At 65.4% G+C, this 24,138-nt stretch carries 20 protein-coding genes; 14 read left to right on the top strand and 6 right to left on the bottom strand.

The annotated features are described in order from the left end of the window. Nucleotides 1-2: 2 nt before the first annotated feature. Entirely contained in the window at nt 3-1,013 is a 1,011-nt protein-coding gene (locus ACIPIJ_RS11515) for an aldo/keto reductase (protein ID WP_401076428.1), read from the bottom strand. A 273-nt stretch (nt 1,014-1,286) separates the two neighbouring features. On the opposite strand from ACIPIJ_RS11515, the gene ACIPIJ_RS11510 reads away from it, so the two are divergent. Together ACIPIJ_RS11510 and aldA are read left to right on the top strand one after the other, a co-directional pair. Further along, complete coding sequence (locus ACIPIJ_RS11510; protein WP_401076425.1) at nt 1,287-3,467, top strand: PQQ-dependent dehydrogenase, methanol/ethanol family; 2,181 nt, start codon at nt 1,287-1,289, stop codon at nt 3,465-3,467. A 7-nt stretch (nt 3,468-3,474) separates the two neighbouring features. After that, nucleotides 3,475-4,908, top strand: coding sequence for an aldehyde dehydrogenase (gene aldA / locus ACIPIJ_RS11505; RefSeq protein WP_401076422.1), 1,434 nt, complete (start codon nt 3,475-3,477; stop codon nt 4,906-4,908). Nucleotides 4,909-4,961: 53 nt separating this feature from the next. Here aldA and ACIPIJ_RS11500 read toward each other — a convergent pair whose 3' ends face one another. The 3 genes from ACIPIJ_RS11500 to ACIPIJ_RS11490 all read right to left on the bottom strand — a co-directional run bounded on the left by ACIPIJ_RS11500 (nt 4,962) and on the right by ACIPIJ_RS11490 (nt 9,537). After that, nucleotides 4,962-6,875: a sigma-54-dependent Fis family transcriptional regulator gene (locus ACIPIJ_RS11500; protein WP_401076419.1), complete on the bottom strand. Its 1,914-nt coding sequence runs from the start codon at nt 6,873-6,875 to the stop codon at nt 4,962-4,964. A 68-nt stretch (nt 6,876-6,943) separates the two neighbouring features. Next, nucleotides 6,944-8,464: an FAD-dependent oxidoreductase gene (locus ACIPIJ_RS11495; RefSeq protein ID WP_401076416.1), complete on the bottom strand. Its 1,521-nt coding sequence runs from the start codon at nt 8,462-8,464 to the stop codon at nt 6,944-6,946. Nucleotides 8,465-8,562: 98 nt separating this feature from the next. After that, a complete protein-coding gene (locus ACIPIJ_RS11490) occupies nt 8,563-9,537 on the bottom strand; it encodes a LysR family transcriptional regulator (protein ID WP_401076413.1) in 975 nt (324 codons plus the stop codon). A 357-nt stretch (nt 9,538-9,894) separates the two neighbouring features. On the opposite strand from ACIPIJ_RS11490, the gene ACIPIJ_RS11485 reads away from it, so the two are divergent. From ACIPIJ_RS11485 to ACIPIJ_RS11465, 5 genes are all read left to right on the top strand, one after another. Continuing rightward, nucleotides 9,895-11,055, top strand: coding sequence for a glycine betaine/L-proline ABC transporter ATP-binding protein (locus ACIPIJ_RS11485; protein ID WP_401076410.1), 1,161 nt, complete (start codon nt 9,895-9,897; stop codon nt 11,053-11,055). Nucleotides 11,056-11,076: 21 nt separating this feature from the next. Continuing rightward, nucleotides 11,077-12,030, top strand: a complete 954-nt coding sequence (gene proW / locus ACIPIJ_RS11480; protein WP_401076407.1) for a glycine betaine/L-proline ABC transporter permease ProW — start codon at nt 11,077-11,079, stop codon at nt 12,028-12,030. A gap of 55 nt (nt 12,031-12,085) precedes the next feature. After that, complete coding sequence (gene proX, locus ACIPIJ_RS11475; protein WP_401076404.1) at nt 12,086-13,114, top strand: glycine betaine/L-proline ABC transporter substrate-binding protein ProX; 1,029 nt, start codon at nt 12,086-12,088, stop codon at nt 13,112-13,114. Nucleotides 13,115-13,192: 78 nt separating this feature from the next. Beyond that, on the top strand, nt 13,193-14,248 hold the full coding sequence (locus ACIPIJ_RS11470; protein WP_401076402.1) for a GlxA family transcriptional regulator: 1,056 nt from the start codon (nt 13,193-13,195) through the stop codon (nt 14,246-14,248). Between the two features lie 316 nt (nt 14,249-14,564). Further along, a complete protein-coding gene (locus ACIPIJ_RS11465; protein ID WP_401076400.1) occupies nt 14,565-15,521 on the top strand; it encodes an AraC family transcriptional regulator in 957 nt (318 codons plus the stop codon). Between the two features lie 68 nt (nt 15,522-15,589). On the opposite strand, the gene ACIPIJ_RS11460 is transcribed toward ACIPIJ_RS11465, so the two are convergent. Continuing rightward, nucleotides 15,590-16,741 (bottom strand): acyl-CoA dehydrogenase family protein, encoded by a 1,152-nt coding sequence (locus ACIPIJ_RS11460; protein ID WP_401076398.1) that lies wholly within the window; start codon nt 16,739-16,741, stop codon nt 15,590-15,592. 16 nt (nt 16,742-16,757) lie between these two features. Continuing rightward, entirely contained in the window at nt 16,758-17,828 is a 1,071-nt protein-coding gene (locus tag ACIPIJ_RS11455) for an enoyl-CoA hydratase/isomerase family protein (RefSeq protein ID WP_401076395.1), read from the bottom strand. Nucleotides 17,829-18,114: 286 nt separating this feature from the next. Between ACIPIJ_RS11455 and mdcA the strand changes: the two genes are divergently transcribed. The 7 genes from mdcA to mdcH are packed head-to-tail and all read left to right on the top strand — an operon-like array spanning nt 18,115 to nt 24,081. Continuing rightward, nucleotides 18,115-19,776, top strand: a complete 1,662-nt coding sequence (gene mdcA, locus ACIPIJ_RS11450; RefSeq protein WP_401076393.1) for a malonate decarboxylase subunit alpha — start codon at nt 18,115-18,117, stop codon at nt 19,774-19,776. Next, on the top strand, nt 19,776-20,618 hold the full coding sequence (locus ACIPIJ_RS11445; protein ID WP_401076390.1) for a triphosphoribosyl-dephospho-CoA synthase: 843 nt from the start codon (nt 19,776-19,778) through the stop codon (nt 20,616-20,618). The genes mdcA and ACIPIJ_RS11445 overlap by 1 nt, the downstream gene beginning before the upstream one ends. Nucleotide 20,619: 1 nt before the next feature. Continuing rightward, the gene (locus ACIPIJ_RS11440; RefSeq protein ID WP_401076388.1) at nt 20,620-20,919 is read left to right on the top strand and encodes a malonate decarboxylase subunit delta; all 300 of its coding nucleotides are present in this window, start codon (nt 20,620-20,622) and stop codon (nt 20,917-20,919) included. Next, complete coding sequence (locus ACIPIJ_RS11435; protein ID WP_401076385.1) at nt 20,912-21,760, top strand: biotin-independent malonate decarboxylase subunit beta; 849 nt, start codon at nt 20,912-20,914, stop codon at nt 21,758-21,760. Before ACIPIJ_RS11440 ends, ACIPIJ_RS11435 begins: the two co-directional genes overlap by 8 nt. Continuing rightward, nucleotides 21,757-22,548 (top strand): biotin-independent malonate decarboxylase subunit gamma, encoded by a 792-nt coding sequence (gene mdcE / locus ACIPIJ_RS11430; RefSeq protein WP_401076382.1) that lies wholly within the window; start codon nt 21,757-21,759, stop codon nt 22,546-22,548. The genes ACIPIJ_RS11435 and mdcE overlap by 4 nt, the downstream gene beginning before the upstream one ends. 1 nt (nt 22,549) lies before the next feature. Next, a complete protein-coding gene (locus tag ACIPIJ_RS11425) occupies nt 22,550-23,164 on the top strand; it encodes a malonate decarboxylase holo-ACP synthase (protein ID WP_401076380.1) in 615 nt (204 codons plus the stop codon). After that, entirely contained in the window at nt 23,161-24,081 is a 921-nt protein-coding gene (gene mdcH, locus ACIPIJ_RS11420; protein ID WP_401076377.1) for a malonate decarboxylase subunit epsilon, read from the top strand. Before ACIPIJ_RS11425 ends, mdcH begins: the two co-directional genes overlap by 4 nt. Nucleotides 24,082-24,138: the final 57 nt, after the last annotated feature.

Here is a 24,138-nt window from a genome sequence, read left to right as displayed (position 1 = left end):
CTTCAGCTTCGGGCCAACCGCCCAGTGACAAAATGCGCCACATCATTGAACCCAGGCGTGGACGCATGCCCAGGCGTCACCAGCGAGTCGATGAACGCTTCATCCTCGGCCGTGATCTTCACTGCCAGCCCCCCGGCATAGGTATCCCACTGCGCCTCGGTACGCGGCCCGACGATCGCCGAGCTGACCAGCCGGTTGTTGAGTACCCAGGCAATGGCGAATTCGACCATGCCCACGCCTTTGGCGTCGACATACGCCTGGATCTGCCGGGCGATGGCCAGCGACTCCTGGCGCCATTCCACCTCGAGGATGCGCTTGTCCTGGCGCGCGGCGCGGCTGCCAGCTTCAGGCTCCGCGCCCGGCGCATACTTGCCGCTGAGCACGCCACGGGCCAGCGGGCTGAACGGCACCACCCCGAGCCCATGATAGGCCGCAGCGGTCAGTTGCTCGGGTTCGGCCTGGCGGTTGACGATGTTATACAGCGGCTGGCTGACCACAGGTTTGGCCACTCCCAGACGCTCGGCCAAGTTGCAGATCTCGGCGATGCGCCAGCCGCGGTAGTTGGACACGCCCCAGTAGCGGATCTTGCCCTGCTGCAGCAGGTCGCCGATGGCCCGTACCGTCTCTTCCAGCGGCGCCTTGTGGTCCTCGCGGTGCAGGTAATAGATGTCCAGGTAGTCCAGGCCCATGCGCGTCAGCGTGGCCTCGATGCCGTTGAAGATGTGCTTGCGCGAGAGGCCGCTGCGGTTGGGCAGGCCATCGGCCGGGCCCATGCCGACTTTCGAGGCGACGATCCAGTCCTGGCGTTGGCGCGCCACCGCTTCGCCGACGATCTCCTCGGAGCGGCCGGCGTTGTAGACGTCGGCAGTGTCGATGAAGTTGATGCCCTGGTCCCAGGCCTTGTCGATGATCCGCAGCGCATCCTCTGTGCTGGTCTGCTCGCCGAACATCATGCTGCCCAGGGTGAGCGCGGAGACTTGCAGGCCGCTGTGGCCGAGGGGGCGGTAGATCATGCCGGGTGTCCTTGATGGGAGTGATCTGCCTGTTTTACACAGAACCGCCCGGCATTGAAAGGCCGCGAACCCAGGTGGCACACCTGTGTCACGGCTGCGGCAATTGTTTCAGCGTTGCGCCACTGCTTGCAGCCCAGGGGCTCTCCGTTCTTTGAGCTCGAGCCCCTCTAAAACGCGCTTTTTGGCGGTGCAGCGCGGCAATGGCACAGCCGTTGCTCTCTGTGTTGTCGACGCCTGACGCGGTGTCGCCATAACAAGAACGGAGAACCCAGCATGAACCGAACTGGCCCGCACCGCCGGCCCCTGCCGCATATCCTGAGCTGCCTGGCCCTGAGCCTGGCGTGCAGCACACCTGCCTTCGCTGCCGAGGTCGATGGCCAGCGCATCATCGACGCCGACAAGGAACCCGGCAACTGGATGAGCCACGGCCGCACTTACGATGAGCAGCGTTTCAGCCCGCTCAAGGCGATCAACCAAGGCAACGTCAACCAGCTGGGCCTTGCCTGGAGCTACAAGCTCGACCTGGACCGCGGCGTTGAAGCCACGCCAATCGTGGTCGATGGGGTGATGTACACCACCGGGCCGTTCTCGGTGGTGTATGCCCTGGACGCACGCGACGGCAAGCTGCTGTGGAAGTACGATCCGCAATCCGACCGCCACCGCGCAGGGGAAGCCTGTTGCGACGCGGTCAACCGCGGTGTGGCGGTATGGCAGGGCAAGGTCTACGTCGGTGTGCTCGATGGCCGCCTGGAGGCGATCGACGCCAAGACCGGCAAACGCGTGTGGTCGGTGGACACCCGCGACGACCACACACGCAGCTACACCATCACGGGCGCGCCACGCGTGGTCAACGGCAAGGTGATCATCGGCAACGGTGGCGCCGAGTTCGGGGTGCGCGGCTATGTGACCGCCTACGACGCCGAAACCGGCAAACAGGCCTGGCGCTTCTTTACCGTGCCCGGCGACCCGAAGCTGCCGCCCGAGGACAAGGCGATGGCGATCGCCAGCAAGACCTGGCACGGCGACGCCTATGTGGCGTGGGGCGGGGGTGGCACGGCCTGGGACTCGTTCGCCTACGACCCCGAACTCAACCTGCTCTACATCGGCGTGGGCAACGGCTCGATGTGGGACCCGAAATGGCGCAGCCAGGCCAAGGGCGACAACCTGTTCCTGTCGTCGATCGTCGCAGTCAATGCCGACACCGGCGAATACGCCTGGCACTACCAGACCACCCCGGGCGACGCCTGGGACTTCACGGCCACCCAGCACATGATCCTCGCCGAGCTGCCCATTGAAGGCAAGCAACGCAAAGTGCTGATGCAGGCCCCCAAGAACGGCTTCTTCTACGTGCTCGACCGCGCCACTGGCGAGCTGTTGTCGGCAAAGAACATCGTGCCGGTGAACTGGGCCAAGGGCATCGACATGAAGACCGGGCGGCCGATCCTCGACGACGAGGCGGCGGCCTACTGGAAGGATGGCAAACGCAAGCTGGTGACCCCGGCATTCTGGGGCGCGCACGATTGGCACCCGATGTCCTACAACCCCGACACGGGCCTTGTGTACATCCCGGCGCACATCATGTCGGCCTACTACGAACACATCCCCGAAGCGCCCACCCGCAACCCGTTCAAGAGCGTGTACCAGCTGGGCCTGCGCACCGGCATGATGCCCGAAGGCGCCGATGGCCTGCTGGAAATGGCCAAGAGCTGGTCTGGCAAGCTGATCGCCTGGGACCCGGTCAAGCAGGCCCCGGCCTGGGAAGTGCCCTACATCACCATTTTCAATGGCGGCACGTTGAGCACCGCCGGCAACCTGGTGTTCGAAGGCAGCGCCGATGGCCGGGTGATCGCCTATGCCGCCGATTCGGGCAAGAAACTCTGGGAGTCGCCCGCGGCCAGCGGGGTGATGGCGGCGCCGATCACCTATTCCGTGGATGGCGAGCAGTACGTGACCTTCATGGCCGGTTGGGGAGGGGCGTTCTCGACCTTTGCCGGGGCGCTGTCGTTGCGCGCCGGGGTACAGCCGTTCGCCCAGGTACTGACCTACAAGATCGGCGGTACCGCCAAGCTGCGTGAGCCTGCACCGCCGGCCGATGCGCCGGAGCCGCCAGCCTTGACCGCCGATGCGCAGACGGTTGCCGCAGGTGCTGCCCTGTACGACGGCAACTGCTCGCAATGCCACGGCATCCATGCGGTCAGCGGCGGTGTGTTGCCCGATCTGCGCAAGCTCACGGCGGAAAAACACCACATGTTCCTCGGCATCCTCTATGGCGGCCGAGTACCCGATGGCATGCCCTCGTTTGCCGACAATCTCAAGCCCGAGCAGGTCGAGCAGGTGCACCAGTACCTGATCAAGCGCGCCCATGACCTCAAGGCCGAAGGCAATGCGTGGCAGCAGTTCAGCGCCAAGCCCGCTGCCCATGCGCCATTGGCCGATAACCACCCACAGGAGTGAAACGAGCATGACGCCAACCACGTACCAGAACTTCATCGACAACGCCTTTGTGCCCAGCGAAGCGCTGATCGAAGTCTATAACCCGGCCGACGCCCAGTTGCTGGGGCGGGTGCCGGAGTCATCCGCCGAGCACGTCGAGCGCGCCATCGCCGCGGCGCGCACGGCGCAAAAGGGTTGGGCCGCGAAGACTGCCAGCGAGCGGGCAGGCTACCTGCGCCAGATCGCCAACAAAGTGCGGGCCAATGCTGACCGTCTGGCACGCATCATCACCCTGGAGGGTGGCAAGGTGCCAAGCCTCGCCCAGGTCGAAGTCAACTTTACCGCCGATTACCTGGACTACATGGCCGAATGGGCGCGACGCCTGGAAGGCGAAGTGCTGACCAGCGACCGTGCCAACGAGCACATCTTCCTGATGCGCAAACCGCTGGGCGTGGTGGCCGGCATCCTGCCGTGGAATTTCCCGTTCTTCCTGATCGCCCGCAAGATGGCGCCGGCGCTGCTCACCGGTAATACCATCGTGATCAAGCCCAGCGAGGAGACTCCGATCAACTGCTACGCGTTCGCCCAGCTGGTGGCCGAAACCGACCTGCCGGCGGGCGTGTTCAACGTGGTCGGTGGCAAGGGCGCAAGCGTCGGCCACGGGCTGTCCAGCCACGCCGGTATCGACCTGGTCAGTTTTACCGGCAGTGTGGGCACGGGGGCGCGAATCATGGCGGCGGCGGCGCCGAACATCACCAAGCTCAACCTGGAACTGGGCGGCAAGGCACCGGCGATCGTGCTGGCCGACGCCGACCTGGACCTGGCGGTGAAAGCCATCGTCGCCTCGCGGGTGATCAACACCGGCCAGGTGTGCAACTGCGCCGAGCGGGTGTACGTGGCGCGCCAGGTGGCCGACGCCTTCGTCGACAAGGTGGCCCAGGCCATGGCTGCCACGCGTTATGGCGACCCGTCGCGCCAGGCCGACCTGGACATGGGGCCGCTGATCAACCAGGCCGGGCTCGACAAGGTGGCGCAGATGGTCCGCACGGCGGTCGGGCAGGGCGCCCAGCTGGTGACCGGCGGACAGGTGGCCGACCTCGGTGCCGGCTTCCATTATCAGCCGACCGTGCTGGCGGGCTGTGCGGCGGGCATGGAGATCATGCGCAAGGAGATCTTCGGGCCGGTCCTGCCGATTCAGGTGGTGGATGACCTGGACGAAGCGATCGCCCTGGCCAATGACAGCGAGTACGGGCTGACCTCGTCGCTCTACACCCGTGACCTGAACGCAGCGCTGAAGGCTTGTCGCGAGATCGATTTTGGCGAGACCTACATCAACCGCGAGAACTTCGAGGCCATGCAGGGCTTCCACGCCGGGGCGCGCAAGTCCGGAATAGGCGGGGCGGATGGCAAGCATGGGCTGTACGAGTACACGCGGACCCAAGTGGTGTACATCCAGGGTTAGTCGATGTTTTCACTGGCCTCTTCGCGGGCGTGCCCGCGAAGAGGCCAGAACTGTCAGCCCAACTGGTTCGGCGGTACGATCCCGTAACGTTTCATCTTTCGATATAACGTCGACCGCGAGACCCCCGCCGCCTGCGCCGCCGCACTCATGTTCCAACGCTCACGCTTCAAACACTCAAGCAAATGCCGCCCTTCGACCGCTTCGATCTGCTGCTCCAACCTCACTGGCCTCGCAGGCACTGCCTGGTCCAGCAACGCCTCCGGTAAATCGGTCAGCTCGATCACCGCACCTTCAGCCAGCGCCACCGCCTGACGCAGAGCGTTGAGCAACTGCCGCACGTTCCCCGGCCAGGCATGCCCCAGCAGGCAGCGGCGCGCCTCATCGCTCAACTGCAAACCCGCACCCCCCGGCACGCTCGCCAGCAAGCCCTCGATCAATTCGCGCCGGTCCGTTCGTTCCCGTAGTGCCGGCAACCTCACGCGCATGCCGCACAAGCGGTAGTAGAGGTCTTCGCGAAAGCGCTTGTCGCTGATCATTGCCTGCAAGTCCTGGTGCGTCGCCGAGATCACCTGGATATCCAGCGGCACGGGTACTTCAGCCCCCAATGGCACCAGCTCGCGCTCGGCCAGCACCCGCAGCAGGCGGGTTTGCAAATGCGCCGGCATGTCGCCGATTTCGTCCAGCAACAGCGTGCCGCCGTTGGCTTGCTCCAGCTTGCCTTTCATGCCCTTGCGGCTGGCGCCGGTGAAGCTGCCGGCGCGGTAGCCGAACAGTTCGCTCTCGATCAGCGACTCAGGTATCGCCGCACAGTTGAGCGCCACGAATGGCTTGGCACGGCGCTGACTGGCCTGGTGCAAGGCGCGCGCGAAGGCTTCCTTGCCGGTGCCGGTTTCGCCGTTGAGGAGGATCGCGATGTCCTTGTCGAGGACTTTGCGCAGGCGCCGCACGCCGTGTTGCAGCTGTGCGTCCTGGCCCGCCAGTTGTTCGAGCGTGGGGTGGGCACCTTGTACGGGCATTGGCCGTGATGGCACCGATTGGCGGTAGCCGGCGGGTACACGCAGGCCAACGTCCAGCAGGTGCGCCTGCGCCTGGCCGCGCAGTTGCGTGCCACGGGCACCGCCGCGTGTCAGGTCGAGTAACTGGTCGATGTTGGCAGGCAGCAGTTGGTCGATATGCACGCCCAACAGCGTGCCGGTATGCGCTAGAAAGGCGGCCCGATTGGCGCCGACCACCCGGCCGGTTTCATCCAGTGCCAGCAACTGCTCGGCGGCCAGGTCGCTAAAATCGTCACGGGGCTTCAAGGCCAGGGTCAGGCGGTCGCGGTAGCACTGGCGGAAGTGGCTGTTCTCGATCAGCCGAGCGTACAGGGTCACCAATTGCAAGGTCAGGTGCTGGGCTTGCTTGGGACCGTCGTTGGACAGGCAGGTGGCGTTAAGGCAACCGAGCAGGTGATTGTGGGCATCGAAAATCGGTGCCACCGAGCAACTGAGCCGTGCGTTGGCCGCCAGAAAATGCTCCTGGCGGTGGATGGTCAGCGCCTGTTGCGAGGCCAGGGCGGTGCCGATGCCGTTGGTGCCGGCGATCGACTCGTCCCAGCGTGCGCCGACGATCAGCCCCGAGCGGGTATAACGCTGGTGGTCGGCGGGCAGGCGGGCGTCGAGGGTGATGCCGTCGGCGTCGCTGAGCAGCACGGCGAAACCGGCGTCCAGCACACGCCGCGCCAGGCCGCTGACGCCCTGGCTGGCAACCGCCAGGTAGGCCTCGTGCCGAGCCTGATGCTGGCGGATCTCGCCAGCGCTGAGGATGTTGTCGACGTGGCGCAACGCGGGGTCCAGACGGTGCTGTTTGATGCTGCGGTACCAGGACTCGGCGATCACCGGTTCCGGCATCAAGCCGCGTTCGGCGAAGTGGCAGTCGACGAAGGCGGCCAGTTCGGTGGCGCGAGGTGAAGCGGTGTGCGCGGCCATGGGCGCTCCACGGGATTCTTGTTATTCGAGGAGGGAAACCATAGCCGATTTTCTCAGGGGCAGTGAATTCAGCCAATCAGCTTGAGCGCCTCATCCAGGTTCAACGGCCGCTTCATCCGCTGCGACAACTGCGCCATGGCATCCGAATACCCCTTGGCGATCACCGCCTCGACCTGTTCACCCGCGCACTGCAAGGCCACGAAATCGCCTTGCTCCGGCTCGCCGACAAACTCGATGCGGTCCCAGTCCCGGGCATGCCCCAGCACTTCGTAGGTGCGCCCATGCTGGTAGGTCCAGAAAAACGGCACGTCGGCGTAGCGGCGCTGCTCGCCGAGCATGTTGGCCGCGGCAATCACCCCGTGCTGCTGAGCCAGGCGCCAGTGCTCGATGCGCACCGGGCGGCCGCTGAGGGGGAATGTGGCGATGTCGCCAGCGGCCCATAACCGCTCGCCGGCATGCAGCGCTGTGTCGACCCGCAGCGAACGGTCCTCGGCCAACGGCAGGCCCTGCACGAAGGCAGTGGCCGGGGTGACTCCGGTGCCGAGCAGCACCAGCGCCGTCGTCAGCCGCTCGCCATTCGCCAGCAGCACGGCTTCGACCTGATTCTCGCCGATGAAGCGCTCGACTTCGGTCGGGCCATGGAATACCACACCCTTGCGTTCATGCAATTCACGGATGCTGCGCCCGATACGCTCACCCAGCTGTTTGCTCAACGGCACTTCATGGCGCGTGACCACGTGCACCTGGGCGCCGTATTTGCGCAATGCCGACGCCGCCTCAAGGCCGATGAAACTGTCACCGACGATCACCACGGGTTGCCCCGGTTCGGCAGCATCGAGCAGGCGCGCCGCGTCCTCGCGCGAACGCAGCGTGACGATGCCCGCCAGGTCGACGCCGGGCAGGTCAGGGCGCTGCGGCTTGCCGCCGGTGGCCAGCAGCGCTGCGTCGTAGTCGATGCGCTTGCCATCGGCGAGGGTGATCTGGCGCTTTTTCACATCCAGCGCGCGCACCTTGCCAAAGCACCGTTCCAGCTGGCCCTTGCGCAACTGGCAAGCCTCCAGCAGCGCGGGTACCTCGTCCGGTGGCATCTGCCCGGCGATGACGAATTTGCTCAGCGCGGTACGGTCGTAGGCCGGCTGGCGTTCCTGGTCGACCCACACAAGGCGCCCGCCAAACCCATGCGCCAGCAGTGTCGCAACCGCCGCCGTGCCTGCCGCACCCGCTCCGATCACGACGAAGCAACGGGCATCGCTGTGGCGCGGTGGTTCGGGCTGTGGCAATGGCTGGTCATCGACCCAGATTTCCCCGTCTTTGACCCACGCCGGGTAGCGGCGCAGGTCCGCCAGTGCCGGCGGCTCGCAGACCGCGCCCTCGTCGACGGCAAAGGCCGCCTTGTGCCAGGGGCAGACCAGCAGGCCGCCGCAGATCACGCCTTCGTCCAGCGGTGCACCGGCATGCGGGCAATTGCCCTGGTAGGCGTGCACCCGGTCGCCCTGGCGGATCAGGATCACTTCTTCGCTGCCGGCCTGCACGCGCAAGGGGCGCTTGGGGTCGAGCTGTTCGAGGCGGGCCAAGGCGTGCTGGGTCATGGGGCTTCTCCAAAGGGGCCTTTGGAACCATTTGACGCCCGTGCTGCAAGGGTGATGCGTCGAGCTGACGACCGGAGGGATGAACGGCCTGGCAACCGTTACAGGCTGGCGTCCAGCATTGGCTGGAACTCCTGCAGCAGCCAGTCGCGCAAGCGCCGGCAACTGGCGTCATGGTCCTTGTCGTCATTGAAGGCCAGGAAGTGGAACGTGTCCTTGAGCACCAACTGCTGCTCCACGGGCCGCACCAGCAAGCCCCGGGCAACCAAAGGTGCCACCAGGTGGTGCCAGCCCAGCGCCACGCCCTGGCTGCTCAGGGCCAACTGCACCAGCAGGTTGTAGTCATTGGCATTGAAGAAGTGCGGTGCGGTGTTGGCCCGGGTTTTCAGGTCGACATCGTGAAACGCCAGCCAGACATTCCAGTCCACGTGTTCGGCGACCTGCGAGCGTCCGTAGGGGCTGAGGTTGAGCAGCGAGCCATCGCGGATGCCCTGCAGGGTGGCCAGTTCCGGGTGCTGCGCCAGGTATTGCGGGCTGCACACCGGGTAGATCACGTCATGGTTCAGCGGGTGGCAGCTGTAACCCGCCTGGATCTTGCCCAGTTTGGTGATGTAGATGTCCGGGCGAACGCCAGGCTCCATCGCCAGGAAGTTCTGCGTGGTCACCAGGTTGATGTCGATATCCGGGTTTTCTTCGAAGAACTTCGGCATCCGTGGCCCCAGCCACAGGGCGGCGAAGGCCGGCGAGCAGCATAAGGTGACCACATGCTTGGAGTTGGTGTTGCTGCGGATGCGTTCGGCTGCCTGGGAGATGTTGACGAACGATAACTGCACCGCATCGAAGAAAATCGAACCGGCCACGGTCAGCTCTACTGCGCGGCCGACCCGGTTGAACAGCTCGGCGCCCAAGTAGGTTTCCAGCTCGCGGATCTGCCGGCTGACGGCGGCCTGGGTGACGCACAGCGCTTCGGCGGCGCGGGTGAAGTTCTGGTATTTGGCGGCGGCGACGAACACTTTCACGGCGCGCAGCGAAGGCATCTTGATCAGCGTCTGATCGGGTTCGGAATGTCTGACCATGGGGGTAGGGTGAGGTCCTTCGTCTCGCCAGGTTGGCCCACTCTAGCCTGTTGCACGGCGGGCGGTAAATGCGCAGGCCGCATGGGGCAACGGCTGCAGTGCGATTGATAACTTCAGGTAATGGTTAGCGCCCTGCAAATGTCGTTGGACCCTGTCTGGGTCAAGGCCTAACGTTGAAGCTACGGCGCGGCATTGGGACATCGATGTCGATAATTTTGAAGCAGGATTTTCTGCGTGCCGGTTTTGACTCTCGTTCGAATTTGAACGGACTGCCAAGCGTACTCGCACTGATCACTACCGCCTTATTGAAAGTGCGACGTTGATTGATTGGTTAATAAGCATAATAAAGAGGGTCGTATGAGCCATGCCGATGAGATTCTTTCGGTAAACAACATCTTCAAAGTGTTCGGTCCCAACCCGGACATGGCCATGGAGATGCTCCGCAAGGGCGCCGACAAGGACGAAATCTTCAGCAAGACCGGCCACGTCGTCGGCGTGTTCGATGCAAGTTTTTCCGTCAAGCGGGGCGAGATCTTCGTCATCATGGGGTTGTCCGGCTCGGGCAAATCGACCATGGTGCGGCTGTTCAACCGCCTGATCGAGCCCACCTCCGGCAGCATCCACCTCAACGGCCGTGAGATCACCGGCCTCTCCGATAAAGATCTGCTCGATGTGCGCCGCAAGGAAATGGGCATGGTGTTCCAGTCCTTTGCTCTGATGCCGCACATGAGCGTGCTGCAGAACACCGCCTTTGGCCTTGAGATTGCCGGCGTGTCCGAAGCCGAGCGCCACAGCCGCGCCCGCGAGGCGCTGAGCCAGGTGGGCCTGGCCGGCCACGAGCACAGCTACCCGCACCAGCTGTCCGGCGGCATGCAACAGCGCGTGGGCCTGGCCCGGGCACTGGCCAACGACCCGACCATCCTGCTGATGGACGAAGCCTTCTCGGCGCTCGACCCGCTGATCCGCAGCGAGATGCAAGGCGAGCTGATGCGCCTGCAGGCCGAGCAGCAGCGCACCATCATCTTCATTTCCCACGACATCGAGGAGGCCATCCGTATCGGCCACCGCATCGCGATCATGGAGGGCGGCCGGGTGGTGCAGATTGGCACACCGCAGGAGCTGATCAACCAGCCGGCCAACGACTATGTGCGCACCTTCTTCAAGCGCTTCGACAGCTCGCGGGTGCTCAAGGCCGGCGATGTGGCGAAGTTCGACCCGGCGGTGGTGTGCAAAGTCAACGGCAAGGCGCCGAGCTTCCAGGCCGGTGTGCCGTTCGGCTACCTGGTCGATGACCGTGGCCAACTGCTGGGGGTGGTCGACACCGACGCTTACGGCGCCACCGCCAGTGACCGCTACAGCCTGCACGAGCGCCAGCCGGTGTACACCGACACGCCGCTGCATGAAGTGCTGGGGATCGCGGCCGACCTGCCGTACCCGGTGCCGGTGCTCGACCGTCAAGGCGCCTTCAAGGGCACCTTGTCGAAGAACGAGCTGCTGCAGACCCTGAGCCGCCACTAATACACGAAGAGGTAAGCCCTCATGTCCGAATTCAGTCTGCTCGACCCGTTCCAGGCGGCCACCATTCCCTTGGGCGACTGGGTCACTGCCACGCTCAACTTCCTGGTGCAGAACTTCCGCGAGGTGTTCCGCGCGATCCGCTGGCCGATCGACCAGGTGCTCAACGGCATCGAATTCACCCTGCAGAGCATTCCGCCAACCATCGGCATCTTGCTGTCGTCACTGCTCGGCTGGCAGTTGGCAGGCAAGCGCATGGCGCTGCTGTGCTTCGTCACCCTGACCTTGCTCGGGCTGATCGGCGTGTGGTCGGAGTCGATGACCACCCTGGCGCTGGTGCTCACCTCGGTGTTCTTCTGTGCGGTGCTCGGCATCCCGCTGGGCATTGTCTGCGCCCGCAGCAACCGCCTGGAAAGCATCATCCGCCCGGTACTCGATGCCATGCAGACGCTGCCGGCGTTCGTCTACCTGGTGCCGGTGGTGATGCTGTTCGGCATCGGCAACGTGCCCGGTGTGCTGGTGACCATCGTGTTCGCCTTGCCGCCGCTGGTACGGCTGACCAACCTGGGCATCCGCCAGGTGCCGGAAGACAAGATCGAAGCTGCCCGCGCCTTTGGCTGCACGCCGCGGCAGATGCTGACCCGCGTGCAGTTGCCGCTGGCCACCTCGACCATCATGGCGGGCCTCAACCAGACCCTGATGCTGTCGCTGTCGATGGTGGTGATCGCCTCGATGATTTCGGTGGGAGGGCTCGGCCAGATGGTGCTGCGCGGCATCGGCCGGCTGGACATGGGCCTGGCCACCGTCGGCGGCGTGGGGCTGGTGCTGCTGGCGATCTTCCTCGACCGCCTGACCCAGGCCATGGGCGCGCGCAGCAGCGCCGACCCGAGCCTGCGCTGGTACCACACCGGCCCCGTGGGCGCCGTGCTGCGCCTGTGCGGTGCCGGGCACTCTGCAGGGCGGCGCAAGACCGCCTGATACACATATTCGAACTGCCGCTCACGCTATAAAAACGAGAAGAAGGTACGCGACGATGTTGGAATCCATGTTCTCCCGCAGCATCCTGCAAGGCGCCAGCGCACTGGCCCTGGCGATCGCTTCGCTGTGCGCCCACGCCTCGGCCGACAAGCCGGGCGAGGGCGTCAAGGTGACGCCGATCTTCCCCTCCATCGCCGAAGAGCGCTTCCGTGGCGAGGTCGCCATGGAGGGCCTGCGCGAGCTGGGCTACAAGGTCCAGGAACCGAAGGAAACCGAGTACGGTGTGATGATGGTGGCGCTCGCCAACGGCGATGCCGACTTTACCGTACACCTGTGGGACAAACTGCACGACAAGTTCTACCAGCAGGCCGGTGGCAATGACGTGATGGTCAAGGCCGGCGACATCATGCCCGGCGTATTGCAGGGCTACCTGATCGACAAGAAGACTGCCGAGCAGTACCACATCAAGTACATCACCGATCTGAAGAAGCCGGAAATCGCCAAGCTGTTCGACACCGATGGCGACGGCAAGGCCAACCTGACCGGCTGCAACCCCGGCTGGGGCTGTGAGCTGGTCATTTCGCACCACATGAAGGCCTACGACCTGAGCGACAGCGTGCACGTCGACCAGGGCTCGTACTTTGCGCTGATGGCCGACACCATCACCCGCTACAAGGAAGGCAAGCCGATCCTGTACTTCACCTGGGTCCCGCAGTGGATCTCCACCGTCCTGGTCGAGGACAAGGACGTGGTCTGGCTGGAAGTGCCGAAAACCGACCTGCCCGACGGCAACAACGATGTCGACACGATGTACAAGGGCAAGAACCTGGGCTTTGCGGTCGACAAGGTCGAGGCCGTGCTGAACAAGGCGTTTGCCGAAGAAAACCCCGCGGCCACCAAATTCCTGTCGCTGATGCAGATCACCACCGCTGACGAGAGTGCGCAAAACCTGAAGATGCAGCAGGGTGAGAAAAAGCCTGCCGACATCACTCGCCACGCCAAGGAGTGGGTCGTGGCGCACCGCCAGCAGTTCGATCAGTGGCTGCAGGCGTCGCGTGCGGCGGCTACCCAGGCCAGCAAGTAATCTGTTCCATCTGCAGTGGCTTCATCGCGGATAAATCCGCGATGAGGCTACCGCAGCATCCGTGTAGTGAGTTGAACCATGAGCCACTTCGAAAGCATCCTCAAGAACACCAACCTGGCCCACCTCGACCCGGCGGGCCGCACCGCACTGGCCATGCCATGCCGGCGGGTGGCCTTTGTCCTGCGCGAACACTTCTCGATGATGGCCTTCACCGCCGCCATGGACACCCTGGTCACTGCCAACCTGATGAGCGCCACGCCGTTGTTCCAGATTCAAGTGGTGGGCGAGGGGGGGCAGGTAATGAGCGACCTGGGGATCGCTTTGCCCGTCCACACGGCATTGGCCGACCTGGACGTGCAGGGCCTGGACAGCCTGCTGGTGTGCGGCGGCTTCCGGGTGCGCCTGGACGCCGCAGCGCTGCTGCGGGCAAAGCTGCGCCAGGCAGACCAGTTCGGTTGCCAGTTGGGCGGCTTGTGGAATGGCGCGTACTTCCTCGCCGAGGCGGGCTTGCTCAATGACCATGACTGCGCGTTCCACCCCGATGGCCGGGCGATGATGAGCGAACTGTTCCCCAAGGTGCGCATCAGCCGCCAGGCGCATGTTCTGGACCGTCGGCGCATGAGTTGCGCCGGTGCCAGCAGTGCCTTGGACATGATGTTGGCGCTGCTCGAACACCACGGTGGCGACGACCTGCGCCGGGCGGTAGAGCAGATGTTGGCGTGCGACCGTTCGCGGATCCTCAGTGATGTACCGGCCAGCGCCCCGGAGGCCGACCCCAGCTTGCCGCGCGGCGTGCGCCTGGCGCTGGAGCTGATGCACGCGAACATCGAAGACCCGATCGGCATCGACGAGATCGCCGAGCACGCCGGTTTGTCCCGCCGCCACTTGGAGCGCCTGTTCCGTCGCCATGTGCAAGCCACGCCGCCACGCTACTACCTGGAGTTGCGCCTGACCCATGCCCGGCAATTGCTGCAGCACACCAGCAAGTCGCTGACTGAAGTGGCGGTGGCCAGCGGGTTCGTCAGCTTCCCGCATTTCTACCGGCGCTTTCGCGAACTGTTCGCCATCGCGCCGAGGCAGTTTCGGGCAAGGAGCCAGGGGTGGGCGGGGCGGCCGGAAGCAGCGGTGCACTGATTGTTTTTTGCTGCTGTTGCCGGCCTCTTCGCGGGTTTGCCCCGCGAAGAGGCCATCACTGACGAGATACTGCAATAACTGCGTTCGATAATCGGCCAACTCGCGTTACGCATTGTCCGCTATCCGCACACCCAATCCGAAGATCTGATTGCCCAACCCCCACCTTTTGCTTAGTGTGTCTTTAGCCACCGGCGGTCAGCTGCCCCCATGAACCTGGCCCCGGCCCGATAGAATCACCGTGAACGACCGTAACCACAGGCCCTGAGGCCAGTAGGAAGCGGCGCCCAGAACAATAACGATACCGAGTGCCTTGCCTATGGAAAGCCGCCTGCTGAGCGAGCGCAGTAGCGTGTTCCATCACGCCGACCCCTATGCCGTGTCCGACTACGTCAACCGGCACGTGGGCCAGCACTGCATCGGCCTGTCGCGTACCACCCATCCGCAGGCCAGCCTCAGCCACCGCAAGTTCGCCGAACTCGACCTGTGCCGTATCAGCTACGGTGGCAGCGTGCGGGTGACTTCACCCGCCCTGGAAACCATCTACCACCTGCAGGTGCTGCTCAATGGCAACTGCCTGTGGCGTGGGCACCAGCGCGAACATCACCTGGTGCCGGGCGAGTTGCTGCTGATCAACCCCGATGATCCGGTCGACCTGACCTACTCGGAAGATTGCGAGAAATTCATCCTCAAGGTGCCAACGCACCTGCTCGACTCGATCTGCGAAGAGCAGCGATGGCAGCGGCCCGACGGGGGAGTGCGGTTTTTGCGCAACCACTATCGGCTGGAGGAGCTGGACGGCTTCGTCAACTTGCTGGGCATGGTTTGTCACGAGGCGGAGGTTAGCGATTCACTGCCGCGTGTACAGGGGCACTACAGCCAGATTGTAGCGAGCAAGCTGTTGACCCTGATGAGCACCAACATCCGCCGCGAAAGCCTGGGTACGCCAGGCGCGAGCCTGGAGCGGATCCTCGACTACATCGACCGCAACCTGAAGCTGGAGCTCGCCGCCGAGACGCTGGCGGAGCAGGCGTGCATGAGTGTGCGTTCGCTGTATGCACTGTTCGACCGCCACCTGGGCACCACGCCCAAGCAGTACGTGCGCCAGCGCAAGCTGGAACGTGTGCATGCGTGCCTCTGCGATGGCAGCTGCGCGGTGCGCAGTGTGACCGAGTTGGCGATGGATTATGGTTTTCTGCACCTGGGGCGGTTTTCCGAAATCTACCGGCAGCGCTTTGGCCAGCTGCCTTCGGAAACCTTCAAACAGCGGCGCTGACTGTACTGGCCTCAGCGCCGGCAAGCCGGCGATGAGGTCAGCCCCCCCCTCAGCACCCACCAGCAGCATCACAACGGGTAATGCTTCAACTCCCGCGCAATCAGCATCCGCTGGATCTCGCTCGACCCCTCATAGATCTGCGTAATCCGCGCATCGCGGTAGTATCGCTCCACCGGGTAATCCTCCAGGTAGCCATACCCGCCATGCACCTGAATGGCCATCGAACACACCCGTTCAGCCATCTCCGAGGCAAACAGCTTGGCCTGTGAGGCCTCCGACAAACACGGCTTGCCGGCACTGCGCAGGCGCGCGGCATGCAGGATCAGCAGGCGTGCGGCATTGACCTGCACCTGCATGTCGGCCAGCAGGTTGGCGATGCTCTGGTGTTCGTTGATCGGCTTGCCAAACTGAATCCGCTCACGGGAATAGATGAGCGCCGCTTCGAACGCCGCCCGGGCGATACCCAGCGCCTGGGCGGCAATACCGATGCGCCCGCCTTCGAGGTTGGACAGGGCAATGGCCAGGCCCTTGCCACGCTCACCGAGCAGGTTTGCAGCGGGGATGCGGCAGCTGTCGAAGGTGACGGCGCAGGTGTCGGACGCACGGATGCCCATCTTGTGCTCGCTGCGATCGACCTTGAACCCTGGGTTGTCGGTCGGCACCAGAAACGCGGACAGGCCTTTTTTGCCCAGCGCCGGGTCGGTCACCGCAAAGACGATCGCCAGGCCCGCGCGGCGGGCGTTACTGACGAACTGCTTGGAACCATTGATGACCCATTCACCGTCAACTAGCTCGGCACGCGTGCGCAGGTTATGCGCCTCAGAACCGGCTTGTGGCTCGGTCAGGCAGAAGCAGCCAATCACCTCGCCGCTGGCCAGGCGCGGCAGCCAGGCCTGTTGTTGCTCGGGCGTGCCATAGGCCAGCAGGGGCCCGCAGCCCACCGAATTGTGGATGCTCATCATCGCGCCGGTGGCACCGCAACCTGCGGCGATTTCCTCGACCGCCAAGGCGTAGGCCACGTAGTCGGTATAGCTGCCGCCGAAATCCTCGGGCACCACCATGCCCAACAGGCCCAGCTCACCCATCTTGCGCACCACGCCGTCGTCGATCCAGCCGGCCTTTTCCCAGGCCTGGGCATGCGGGGCGATCTCGCCACGGGCAAAGTCCCGGGCCATGTCGCGGATCATGATCTGCTCTTCGCTCAGTTCCAGGTCTTGCATCTGTGTACTCCCCGGCTCACAGGCCTTCGAAGAATTGGTCGACTCGCTGGGGCTGCAGGCCGGCCAGGGTCGGCGGGTTCCAGCGCGGCTGTTTGTCCTTGTCGATGATCAGGGCGCGCACGCCCTCGATGATGTCGCCGTGCTGGAACCACTGGCGGTCCAGGTGCAGCTCCATGGCGAAGCAGTCTTCCAGCGCCAGGTGGCGGCCCCGGCGCAGCATCTCCAGGGTAACCGCCATGGCCAGCGGCGAGCGGCTTTCCAGCTGGTCGGCGGTGGCCATGGCCCACGGGTGGCTGTCGCCGATGGTGACGGCGCGCAGTTGTTCGATGATCGCCGCCAGGTCGGGCAGGGCGAAGAAGTGGTCGATGACCGGGCGCAGCTTCTCCAGCGGCGCGTCGTCCAGCACTTGGCTGCCGAGCGTGGCCAGCAGGTTTTGCAGGGCTTTGAGCGGATTGTCGCCGAAGCTCAGGCGATCCAGGTGGTCATCCAGCGTGGCGAGCTTCTCGCTCGGCAGGTACCAGTCGGCCAGCCCGCAATACAGGGCATCGGCAGCCTGGATCTGGGCGCCGCTGACGCCCAGATAGGTGCCCAGTTCGCCTGGGATGCGCGACAGGAAGTAACTGCCGCCGACGTCTGGGAAGTAGCCGATACCGACCTCGGGCATGCCCAGGCGGCTGCGTTCGGTAACCACGCGCAGGTCGCAGCCCTGGGCCAGGCCCATGCCGCCACCGAGGGTGAAGCCGTCCATCAGCACCAGCACCGGCTTGCGGTAGCGGTGGATGACCAGGTCGAGGGCATATTCCTCGACGAAGAAGTCTTCGTGCAGGCTTTCACCGGCCTTGTGGCTGTCGTACAGCGAGCGGATATCGCCACCAGCGCAGAAGCCCTTGGGCCCTTCGCCGCGCAGCACCACGGCCAGCACCTGCGGGTCTGCGGCCCAGCGGTCGAAGTGCTGGTGCAGGCTGCGCACCATGTCCAGGGTCAGGGCATTGAGGCCGGCGGGGCGGTTGAGGGTGAGGTGGCCAATCTGGTTACGAACCTCGGCCAAGACATGATCCGTTGCCGAGATGTGAGCATGCGCGGTCATCGCGTTCTCCCTGCTTTGTTATTGATTTTCCAAGTGAAGTCTGGAGTGCGCTGGAGTATTGCAGGATCCTGTCATGCAAATTTGCCCTGCACAATCGGTAAATCTGCAGGGGTGTCGTGCACATTTGCCTTGCAGCACACTTCCAGACTCGATGCCACCACTCTAGCAAGCTCTGCCGATCCAAAATCATTACCTTAACCGTAACGATCACGCTTCCAGCTTGATTGATCCATGAACTGCCCCAGCCCTACTGTGCCCCCACGACAGCGAACCCGTGGAGTCACCCATGACCATAACGAAGAATCCACCGCCGCAATGGTCCAGGCGGCGCGCCGAGAAGCAGCGCCGCCTGGACCGCGTCAAACACCTGGCAGACGGTGTGGTGCTGCCCACCGAGCGCATCGTCGAAGCACTGGAGCTGTTGATCGCCCCCGGCGACCGTGTGGTGCTCGAAGGCAACAACCAGAAACAGGCCGACTTCCTCTCGCGCTCGCTGGCCAAGGCCGACCCCGAGCGCCTGCACGACCTGCACATGATCATGCCCAGCGTCAGCCGCGCCGAGCACCTGGACCTGTTCGAACGCGGCATCGCCCGCAAGCTCGACTTTTCCTTCGCCGGCCCGCAGAGCCTGCGCATCGGCCAATTGCTGGAAGACGGCCTGCTCGAAGTCGGCGCGATCCACACTTACATCGAGCTGTACTCGCGCCTGCTGGTGGACCTGATCCCCAACGTCACCCTGGTGGCCGGCTTCATGGCCGACCGTGACGGCAACCTGTACACCGGCCCCAGCACCGAGGACACCCCGGCGCTGGTGGAGCCGGCGGCCTTCAGCGATGGCCTGGTCATTGCCCAGGTCAACCAGCTGGTGGACCGCGTCGACGACCTGCCGCGGGTGGACATCCCGGCGTCCTGGGTGGACTTCGTGGTGGTCGCCGACCAGCCGTTCTACATCGAGCCGCTGTTCACCCGCGACCCGCGCCATATCAAGCCTGTACATGTGCTGATGGCGATGATGGCGATCCGTGGCATCTATGAAAAACACCAGGTGCAGTCGCTCAACCACGGCATCGGCTTCAATACCGCTGCCATCGAGCTGATCCTGCCGACTTACGGCGAGTCGCTGGGGCTCAAAGGCAAGATCTGCCGCAACTGGACGCTCAACCCGCACCCGACACTGATCCCCGCCATCGAAACCGGCTGGGTCGAGAGCGTGCACTGCTTCGGCACAGAACTGGGCATGGAGGACTACATCGCGCAACGCCCGGACGTGTTCTTCACTGGCCGCGACGGCTCGCTGCGCTCCAACCGCATGATGTGCCAGCTGGCCGGGCAATACGCGGTCGACCTGTTCATCGGCGCTACCTTGCAGGTCGATGGCGATGGCCATTCCTCGACCGTCACCCGTGGCCGCCTGGCCGGCTTCGGCGGCGCGCCGAACATGGGCCACGACCCCCGTGGCCGGCGCCATGCCACCCCGGCCTGGCTCGACATGACGGTGCCCGACACAATGCTGGAGCGTGGCCGCAAGCTGGTGGTACAGATGGTCGAGACCTATCAGGAGGGCGGCAAACCCACCTTCGTCGAAACCCTGGATGCGGTGGAGGTGGCAAAAAAGGCCGGCATGCCGCTGGCGCCGGTGATGATCTACGGCGATGACGTTACCCACCTGCTCACCGAAGAGGGCATCGCTTACCTGTACAAGGCCCGCAGCCTGGAGGAGCGCCAGCAGATGATCGCCGCCGTGGCAGGGGTCACCGCCATCGGTTTGCGCCATGACCCCAAGGACACCCTGCGCCTGCGCCAGCAAGGCCTGGTGGCTTTGCCCGAGGACCTCGGCATCCGCCGCACCGACGCCAGCCGCGAATTACTCGCCGCGCGCAGCATCGCCGACCTGGTCGAGTGGTCCGGTGGCCTGTACAACCCGCCCGCACGGTTCAGGAGCTGGTAATGAAAGCACTCAACCTGCAACCCTTGCCGCTGGCCGATCACCTTGCAGACCTGGCGGTGGAAGCGCTGATCGACGAAGCCGACCTGTCGCCCAAGCCCGGCCTGGTAGACCGCCGAAGCAGTGGCGCCCACAGCGACATGAGCCTGGCCCTGATGCATGCCTCGGCGCTGGCCCTGTGGCCCTGCCTGCGGCAGATGGCCGAGGCCGCCCACGCCCACGGCGAGATCGGCGTGCCACTGCGTGCAGCCCTGGGCCGTATCGGCCGCGAAGGCGAGGCGGCGATGCTGGCTGCCACCGCCGGCGTGAATACCCACCGCGGTGCGATCTGGGCGCTTGGCCTGCTGGTCGCCGCCCGAGCCCTGGATGCGCAGGCCGGCGCGAATACCCTCGCGGCACGCGCCGGGCGCATCGCCCTGATCGATGACCCGGCCGCCACCGCGCAAGACAGCCACGGCACCCAGATGCGCCGCCGCTACGCTGCCAGCGGTGCCCGCGAGCAAGCCCAGCAAGGCTTCCCAGCGGTGATCGATCACGGCTTGCCACAACTGCACCGCAGCCGCGCCAACGGCGCCAGCGAAAATCACGCACGCCTGGATGCCTTGCTGGCGATCATGGCCGCGCTCAGCGACACCTGCGTGCTCTGGCGCGCCGGCCCCGAGGGCCTGCAAGCGCTCCAGCAGGGGGCCCGCGCGGTGCTCGCCGTCGGTGGCAGCGCCACGCTCGCTGGCCGGCGCCAATTGCGCCTGCTGGACACCCAGCTGCTGCAACTCAACGCCTCACCGGGCGGCGCCGCCGATCTGCTGGCCGCTTGCCTGTTCCTCGACAAAGCCGGGAGCCTGTGACATGGAAACCCTGACCTTTCAATACCCCGCAGCCGAGCCTGGCCGTGGCCGCACCCTGGTGGGCTGCGTGAGCTCCGGTGACCTGGAAGTTCTGATAGAGCCCGGCACCGCCGGCTGCCTGGAAATCCAGGTGGTGACCTCGGTCAACGGCAGCGGCGCGCGCTGGGGCCAGCTGTTCCAACGCCTGTTCGAAGGCCGCCAGTGGCCGGCTGTGAAGATCGACATCCATGATTTCGGCGCCACCCCTGGCGTGGTACGCCTGCGCCTGGAACAAGGCTTCGAGGAGATCGCCCATGACTGACACCGAACGCCTGCTGCGCAGCCGCAGCTTCGTCGAACTGGGTGCGCGCCAGCGTGCCCGCGCCTTACTCGACCCGGGCAGTTTCCGCGAGCTGCTTGGCCCATTCGACCGGCTGATGTCGCCGTGGCTGCCGCGTCAGGGCATCGTGCCCCAGGCCGACGACGGTGTGGTCATCGCCAAGGGCCTGCTCGACGGCCGCCGCACCGTCATCGCCGCCATCGAAGGGGCCTTCCAGGGCGGCAGCATGGGCGAAGTGGGCGGCGCCAAGATTGCCGGCGCACTGGAGCTGGCCATCGAAGACAACCGCAACGGCATCCCGACCTGCGCCGTGCTGCTGCTGGAAACCGGCGGCGTGCGCCTGCAGGAAGCCAACCTTGGCCTGGCAGCGATTGCCGAAATCCAGGCGGCCATCGTCGAGCTGCGTACCCATCAGCCAGTCATTGGCCTGATTGCCGGGGCGGTCGGCTGCTTCGGCGGCATGTCCATCGCTGCCGGCCTGTGCAGCCACCTGCTGGCCACCCGCGAAGCGCGCCTGGGCCTCAACGGCCCCCAGGTGATCGAGCAGGAGGCCGGGATCGCCGAGTACGACGCCAAGGACCGCCCGTTCATCTGGAGCCTGACCGGTGGCGAGCAGCGCCACGCCAGCGGGCTGGTGGATGGCTATGTGGCCGATGACGTCGACAGCATTCGCCAGCAGTTGCTGCAGGTGCTCGATGCACCCAGTGCCAACCGTGCAGGCCGCCACGCCGGGTACCTCGAACGGCTCGCCAGCCTTGGCGATGACTGCCCGCAACTGGACGCCGCCGCCGTGCGCGCCCTCTACCAAGGAGATGCCTCATGAACCGTGCCCTTAATTGGCTGCCGGGCCTGGCCGGTGGTGAAGCACTGCCAGGCCACCCCGCGTCGCTGCGGGTGATCGACGGCGAACTGGACAATCGCCTGGCACGTTTCATCGCCGTGGTACCGGACGTGCACAACCCATTCCCCCGCGCGCGCGCCGGCGAGGTCGGCCTGCTCGAAGGCTGGGGCCTGGCCAAAGCGGTGAGCGAGGTGGTCGAACTGGACCGCGACGGTGAAAAGCGCGCCATTGTCGCGGTCATCGATGTACCCAGCCAGGCCTACGGCCGCCGGGAGGAGGCCTTGGGCATTCACCAGGCCCTGGCCGGGGCGGTACAAGCCTATGCCGAGGCGCGCCTGGCCGGGCACCCGGTGATCGGCCTGCTGGTGGGCAAGGCCATGTCCGGCGCTTTTTTGGCCCACGGCTACCAGGCCCAGCGGCTGATCGCCCTGGATGACAGCGGAGTGATGGTGCACGCAATGGGCAAGGCCGCAGCAGCGCGTATCACCTTGCGCAGTGTCGAGCAGTTGGAGGCCCTGGCCGCTGAAGTGCCGCCGATGGCCTACGACCTGGCCAGCTATGCCTCGTTGGGGCTGCTGTGGCGCAGGCTTGGCGTCGATAACGCCAATACCCCGAGCTCCGCCGACCTGGCGCAGGTACGTGCCTGCCTGGCCGAGGCCGTGCGCGATATCGGCAGCTCTACCGACCTGTCATCGCGCCTGGCCGGCGAACACCGCAGCGCGTCCCGCGAAGTGCGTGCACGCTTGCGCAGCCAATGGCAGGAGGCCTGAGATGAACGCCCCGCAGCCACATGACCTGCTTTGGGGGATGACCCCGGCCGCATTGCCTGCAGAGGCCCCTGGCTGGGCCGCTCAGGGGGTGGCGGCCGGGCACCCTGTTGTGGTGCGGCGTGCCGCTTGCGCCGCTGGCTGGGTGGCCGTAGGCGTGCGCGGGGAAGGCAGGGCGCTGCGCCTGGCGGCGCAGATGCGGCTGGCCGATGTGAGCCGCCAGACGAGCCCCGAGGCGCTGCGCTGGCAGGGCGAAAGCCCCTGGGCTGCGCTGCAGGCACTGGCCTCGGTGGCCCCGGTACTCGACGCCAGCGGGCTGGCATGGGGCCCGACCGGTGGCGTGGGTTACCAGTTGGCCAGCGGGGTCAATGTGCTGCATGCGGGCAGCGACCTCGACTTGGTGCTGCGCACACCACAGCCACTGGCACGGACCCAGGCACGCGAACTGTTGGACATCCTCGACTGCGGCCCTTGTCGCATCGATGTGCAGTTGGAAACACCCGCAGGCGCCATCGCCCTGCGCGAATGGGCCGGGATATCGCGGCGGGTGCTGCTCAAGTCGGTGCAGGGTGCCCGGCTGGTGGCCGACCCCTGGCACCTGCTGGAGTGCGCAGCGTGAGCAGCCTGTTTGCCTTCCCTGGCCAGGGCGCGCAGCAGGCGGGCATGCTGCACCGGCTGCCCGAGGGCTCGGCAGCGTTGCTGGAGGAGGCCAGCGACACCCTTGATGAGCAGGTGCTGGCGCTGGACAGCCCGCAAGCGCTGCAATCTACCCGCGCCGTGCAGTTGTGCCTGCTGCTGACGGGGGTGGCCTGGGCGCGGTGGTTGATGCAGCGCAGCCCGGCGCCGGACTGCGTGGCGGGCCTGTCGATCGGCGCCTATCCCGCCGCCGTCGCAGCGGATGCGCTGGCGTTTGCCGATGCCGTGCGGCTGGTGGCCTTGCGCGGTGAGCTGATGCAGCGCGCCTACCCGCAGGGCTACGGCATGACGGCCTTGAGCGGCCTGGACCTGGCCACTGTCGAGCACTTGCTGGCGGAGGTGGACGGCGAGGTGTACCTGGCCAACCTCAACAGCGACAACCAGATCGTCATCGCCGGCAGCGACACCGCCATGGCAGAAGTAGCGGCCAAGGCGCGCAGCCGTGGCCAGGGTGTGGCGCGGCGCCTGGCCGTCAGCGTGCCGTCCCATTGCCGCTTGCTCGACGGCCCGGCGGCCGAGCTCGCTGAAGCGTTTGCCAACGTGCCCCTGCGCCGCCCTCGCATCACCTACCTCAGCGGCAGTAGCGCACGCCCGGTCTTCGACCCGCAACGCCTGCGTGACGATCTGGCCGGCAACATGGCCAGGTCGGTGGACTGGCGTGCTACGTTGCGCAATGCCTATGAACGCGGCGTGCGCCTGCACCTGGAGATGCCGCCTGGCAGCGTGCTCAGCGGCCTTGCCCGCCCGGTGTTCGAACAGGGCAGGGTGCTGGCCATCGAAGCCACCCGGCCGGACACCGTCGACGCGCTGTTGCGCCAGGAGGTGGCCGACAACCGATGACGGCGCTGTAACTCGAAGGACAACAACAAACAACTTCGATTCAAGCTGAGGACAACA

It is taken from the genome of Pseudomonas sp. NPDC087185 (assembly GCF_044744955.1).
Lineage (GTDB): Bacteria > Pseudomonadota > Gammaproteobacteria > Pseudomonadales > Pseudomonadaceae > Aquipseudomonas.
Note: the sequence above shows the minus strand (reverse complement) of the source record. Positions and strands in the feature narration are given on the sequence as shown.